General features: G+C 69.3%; 5 protein-coding genes. 3 read left to right on the forward strand and 2 right to left on the reverse strand.

Features of this window, described 5'->3' with window-relative positions:
* Positions 1-327 (forward strand): helix-turn-helix transcriptional regulator (locus tag AC1D12_RS23470; protein WP_477843190.1); only part of this gene is annotated, 327 nt, incomplete at its 5' end.
* Between the two features lie 143 nt (positions 328-470).
* Here AC1D12_RS23470 and AC1D12_RS23475 read toward each other — a convergent pair.
* Positions 471-818, reverse strand: a complete 348-nt coding sequence (locus AC1D12_RS23475) for a hypothetical protein (protein WP_477843192.1) — start codon at positions 816-818, stop codon at positions 471-473.
* Between the two features lie 5 nt (positions 819-823).
* Here AC1D12_RS23475 and AC1D12_RS23480 point away from each other — a divergent pair, with 5 nt between their 5' ends.
* On the forward strand, positions 824-2,575 hold the full coding sequence (locus AC1D12_RS23480; RefSeq protein WP_477843194.1) for a DUF6055 domain-containing protein: 1,752 nt from the start codon (positions 824-826) through the stop codon (positions 2,573-2,575).
* A 40-nt stretch (positions 2,576-2,615) separates the two neighbouring features.
* Positions 2,616-4,859, forward strand: coding sequence for a rhamnogalacturonan lyase family protein (locus AC1D12_RS23485; protein WP_477843196.1), 2,244 nt, complete (start codon positions 2,616-2,618; stop codon positions 4,857-4,859).
* Between the two features lie 40 nt (positions 4,860-4,899).
* Here the strand turns inward: AC1D12_RS23485 and AC1D12_RS23490 are convergent, their stop codons facing one another.
* On the reverse strand, positions 4,900-5,130 hold the full coding sequence (locus tag AC1D12_RS23490) for a hypothetical protein (RefSeq protein WP_047503063.1): 231 nt from the start codon (positions 5,128-5,130) through the stop codon (positions 4,900-4,902).
* Between the last annotated feature and the right edge of the window lie 319 nt (positions 5,131-5,449).

Genomic DNA, 5,449 nt, shown 5'->3' on the forward strand with positions numbered 1-5,449 from the left:
GCCGCGCACTGCATCGAGCGCCGCGCTGCGGAGCTGCTGACGCTGGACGACGTGGCTGCCGCCGTCGGGCTGAGCACCTTCCACCTGATGCGCGTCTTCAAGCGCTCGATCGGCGTCACGCCGCACCAGTACCTGATGCGCGTGCGCCTGCTGCGTGCGATCGACCTGCTGCGGGACACGCAACAGCCGGTGACCTCGATCGCCTACGAATCCGGCTGGTCGGACCTGTCGAACTTCACCCGCRCGTTCCAGCGGGACGTGGGCTGCTCGCCGGGGCAGTTCCGGCGGGGCGACAGGAGGCTCCTCGACGGGGCGCCGGGCGCCTGACGTTTGGTTGCAAACGGGCGCATCTCCGTCACGGGGCGGTCAACACTGGGCGGCAGCCCCATCCCAGAATCGCGCGGCCTTCCGGCCTGACGTGAGACTGCGAGAGAACAAGATGAAAAAGGGAACCGCCCGTTTGCATGGGATCAGCAGCTTGCTGATGTCGTTGTGCTTGACCGCTTGCGGCGGATCGTCGGGCGACACGCCGGCGCCGCCGGTGGGCAATGCGCCCGCTCCTGCGCCATCTCCGGCACCGACCCCGGCGCCCGCWCCAGCACCCGCGCCCGCACCCGCACCCGCGCCAGCGCCAGCGCCAGCGCCAGCGCCCACACCCGCTCCGGCTCCTGCACCAGCACCAGCACCAGCACCAGCACCAGCACCRGCACCAGCACCAGCACCAGCACCAGCACCCACGCCGGCCCCGGCCCCGGCCCCGAGTCCTGCTCCGGCACCCGCACCCGCACCCGCACCGGCACCGGCACCGGCACCGGCACCGGCGGTGGACCAGGGCACGACCCTGACCACCTGGGCCCCCGCGGGCGCGACCGAGAAGCCCACCGTCACGCCCGGCACCTGGCGCGCCGGCGGCCCGAACCCCGAGCAGTCCGGCTTCAGGCTCGTCAAGGAGTCGGCCCACTTCGCGTTCTATTCCGACGAGACGCTCTCCGATGCCGACCTGACCCTCGCGGCCAACACGCTCGAGAACACCGTCTGGGAGAACCTGTTCAACTCCAACCTGCTGATGCCCGAGCCGTTCTACAACAAGACGGACAAGATCAAGCCGGCCATCCACATCCACTCCGGCTGGGGCCTCACCGGCGGCGCCTGGGTCGACAACCAACGGGGGCTGCACCTGGGCATGTGGATCGCCCCGGGCGCGCTGAAGGACCACTGGGGCCTGACGCACGAGTTCACGCACGGCTGGCAATCCTGGGCCGGCAACAACGGCGGCCTGGAGTGCTACCAGTCGAACACCTGCGGCTGGCTCTTCGAGAGCCACGCGAACTTCACGCCGCACCAGCTGCCCGAATACCAGGGCAACGCGCACTGCTCCGAGATGCTGCCGAACGCGCCGCACCTGTACCTGGGCTCGACGCGCGACCGCTACTGCAACTGGCAGTTCATGGAGTTCCTGAAGGACAAGTACGGCCCCGGCGCGGTCACGCAGATCTGGACGACCAGCGGCGCCGATCCGCTGACCAACATCCAGAAGTCGCGCGGCTGGACGCTGCCGCAGCTCAACGACTTCATGGGCGACTGGGCGATGCACAACGTGGTGTGGGAYTACAAGGCCACGCCCGACACCTTCCGCAGCACCTACGGCAACATCACGCTGACCGACAAGGCCGAGCGCATGCACCGGCTGATGCCGCTGGAGGCGCTGGACAGCAGCTGGGCGACCAACCGCCGCTTCGCGTCGCCGTTCTACGGCGCGCCGCAGCGCTTCGGCTACAACGTCGTGCGGCTGTACCCGACCAACGGCGCCACCACGGTGACGGTGAAGTTCCGCGGCATCAACCAGACGGGTTCCGACGCCGACTTCCGCTGGGGCCTGGTGGCCACCAACACGCAGTTCACGTCGGCCCGCTACAGCGGGTTGCAGAAGGGGCTGGATGCCGACCTGACCTTCAAGGTGAACGCGGGCGAGCCGCTGTTCCTGGTGGTGACCGCGACGCCGTCGGTGTTCAAGACGGTGGTGTGGGACCAGGCGTACGAGACGATCTGGCGCTACCCGTACATGGTCGAGCTGGCGAACGCCTGGCCGCAGGGTTTCCAGAACGGCCAGCGTGATGCCTGCCCGTCGGGCACGCTGCGTCATGCCAACGGCGGCGGCTGTGCACCGACGAGCACGCCTTCGACGGTGTACGTCGGCCCGTACGCGACGATCCTGCCGGGCGGCAGCGCCACCGGCAGCGCGCGCATCGAAGACCAGGCCATCATCGCGAACGGCTCCGTCACCGGCGGCACGGTCGGCGGGCTCAGCGTGATCGGCGTGACCGGCAGCCCGTGGGGCAACAACAGCTTCTCGGTGTCGGGCTCGGCCCAGGTGCGCACCACGTTCTACCCGCTGGGCTTCTTCGAGGCGAGCCAGGGTGCTTCGGGCACGTTGAACCTGCATGGCGATGTCGAGTACCGCGGCACGGGGCTCAACCTGAGCTCGGGCAACCGCTCCGGGTTCGTCGATGCGACGTCCAACGTGGGGTCGGCCACCGACATCAACACGAAGACGACGCTGACCTGGCGGCCCTGACCGCCGACCCCTGAGCCCCACAGCCCCCGAGGAAGCGACCATGATCCGATTCAAGCCGCTGGCCATCTGCATGGCCATCGCGGGGCTGTGTGCGCCCGCCGTTCACGCCGCCAGCCCGGTGACCCTGACCTACGTGGTCAACAACCAGTGGGGTTCGGGCTACTGCGCCACGGTGCGTGTCTCGAACCCGAACAGCGAGGCGGTGCAGTGGAGTGGCACGCTGACCGTGCCCGGGACGGTCGGCAACCTGTGGAACGGCGTGTGGAAGCAGAGCGGGTCGACGCTGGCCTTGAGCGGGGTCGAGTGGAACAGGACGCTCGCGGCGAAGGCGACGAACGAGTCGATCGGCTTCTGTGCGACCTCGGCGGCCGCGCCGGCGCCGACGCCGGCACCCGCGCCTGCGCCGACCCCTGCACCCGCGCCCGCTCCAGCCCCCACTCCTGCGCCGGCACCTGCGCCCACGCCGGCACCTGCGCCCGCGCCATCCACCGGCCCGGTCGCCGGCTCACGCCAGGTCGAGTTCCTTGACCGCGGCGTCGTGGCCGTCGCCACCGGCACCGGCGTCTTCGTCAGCTGGCGCATGCTGGGCACCGAGGCCGACAGCGTCACGTACAACCTGTACCGCAACGGCAGCAAGCTGAACGCGAGCCCGATCGCGAGCAGCACCAACTACGTCGATGCCGGCGGCAGCGCGAGCGCCAAGTACAGCGTGGCCGCGGTCGTCAACGGCGTCGAGCAGGCGCAGAGCAGCGCCACCGCGACGTGGCCGCAACAGTACCTGACCGTCAAGCTGCAACGCCCGGCCGGCGGCACCACGCCCGACGGCGTGGCCTACGACTACAGCCCGAACGACGTGAGCGTCGGCGATGTCGATGGTGACGGCGACTACGAACTGATCGTCAAGTGGGATCCGTCCAACTCGAAGGACAACTCGCAATCCGGCTACACCGGCAACGTGTTCGTCGATGCCTACAAGCTCGACGGCACGCGGCTGTGGCGCATCGACCTCGGCCGCAACATCCGCGCCGGTGCGCACTACACGCAGTTCATCGTCTACGACCTGGATGGCGACGGCCGTGCCGAGGTCGCGATGAAGACCGGCGACGGCACGATCGACGGCACCGGCGCGGTGATCGGCAGCGCCACCGCCGACCACCGCAACAGCACCGGCTACATCCTGAGCGGCCCCGAGTACCTGACCGTCTTCAACGGCCTGACCGGCAAGGCGATGGCGACCACCGCGTACGTGCCGGCACGCGGCACGGTGTCGAGCTGGGGCGACAGCTACGGCAACCGGGTCGACCGCTTCCTCGCCGGCGTGGCGTACCTCGACGGCCAGCGGCCGAGCCTGGTCATGAGCCGCGGCTACTACACCCGCGCGGTGATCGCGGCCTGGGACTGGCGCGACGGCAAGCTCGCCTCGCGCTGGACCTTCGACTCCAGCACCAGCGGCAACGCGGCGTACCGCGGGCAGGGCGCGCACAGCCTGGTGATCGCCGACGTGAACGGCGACGGCAAGGACGACATCGTGTTCGGCGCCGCCGCGATCGATTCCAGCGGCAAGGGCCTGTATTCCACCGGACTCGGCCATGGCGATGCGCTGCACGTGAGCGATTTCGACCCGGCGCGCCCCGGCAAGGAGGTGATGATGGTCCACGAGGAGCCGGGCAGCTACGGTGCGCACGGCGTGGAGATGCACGACGCGGCCACCGGCAGGATCCTGTGGAGCCTGCCGGGCGGCGGGGCCGACGTGGGCCGCGGCGTCGTGATGGATGTCGATCCGCGCTACCCGGGCGCCGAGAGCTGGGCCACGGTGGGCGGGCTGACCAGCGCGAAGGGCGAGTCGATCTCGGACCGCCGTCCGTCGCGTGTCAACTTCGGCGTGTACTGGGATGGCGACCTGCTGCGCGAGCTGCTCGACGGCACGACCATCGACAAGTGGAATCCGGCCACCGAGAAGATCGACCGGCTGCTGACCGCGTCGAACTACAACGCCGCGTCGAACAACACGACGAAGGCGACGCCGAACCTCTCGGCCGACCTGTTCGGCGACTGGCGCGAGGAGGTGATCTGGCGCAACGCCAACAACAGCGAGCTGATGATCTTCACGACGACGATCCCGACCACCGAACGGCTTCGCACGCTGATGCACGACACGCAGTACCGCTCGGCGATCGCGAACCAGAACTCGGCCTACAACCAACCGCCGAACACCAGCTTCTTCCTCGGAGCGGGGATGGGCAAGCCGGCGCAGCCGAAGGTGTATGTGCCGCAGGTGAAGTGAGGGTCACTGCGGTCACCGCAGATCCCTGCGGTCACTGACATCACTGCGTGGTGGCGGCCGACTCGTTGATTGCCGGGCCGGCGTAGATGCCGGCATCGCTCGCCGGTGCGGCGGGGGCGGTGTCGGCGACGAGGCCGCCCGATGCGGTGAAGGCGCCGGCATCGGGGGCGTTGGCGCCCAGCATCGGTGTCAGGCACAGCACGAGGGCGAGGACGCCGGATCCGGCGGCGATGGCGATGAAGCGGCGGGTGAGGTCGTTCGAGGTTTGCATGGTGGGCTCCCTGTTGATGAAGCCCGCAAGGATGCCCACGTCCGGTATCGCCGATGTTTCAGCGGTGTCGCAGTTGTTGCAGCACATCTGCCGTTACCGAGCCCTCGATTGCGGACTGCACTGCCACCCTCACGGCTCACATCACTGCCGACTTCACTGTGCAAGGTGGCTCCCGAGCCCGTCGAACGTGTCGATCGGGAACCCCACCCATTCACTGCTCAGGTCCCACGCCGCCGGTGCCGTGGCCGGCACGCTGCCGTGCACGATGCCCGGCTTGCGGCGTAGCGTGCGGTCGAGCGTCGTCAGCGTGCTGCTGGTC

It is taken from the genome of Rhizobacter sp. P1_G5, from assembly GCF_056405435.1.

What these genes read in the sequence shown, in the direction of transcription:
- AC1D12_RS23490 (WP_047503063.1), bottom strand. Translation starts at nt 5,130, where the DNA reads ATGCAAACCTCGAACGACCTCACCCGCCGCTTCATCGCCATCGCCGCC.
- AC1D12_RS23485 (WP_477843196.1), top strand. Translation starts at nt 2,616, where the DNA reads ATGATCCGATTCAAGCCGCTGGCCATCTGCATGGCCATCGCGGGGCTG.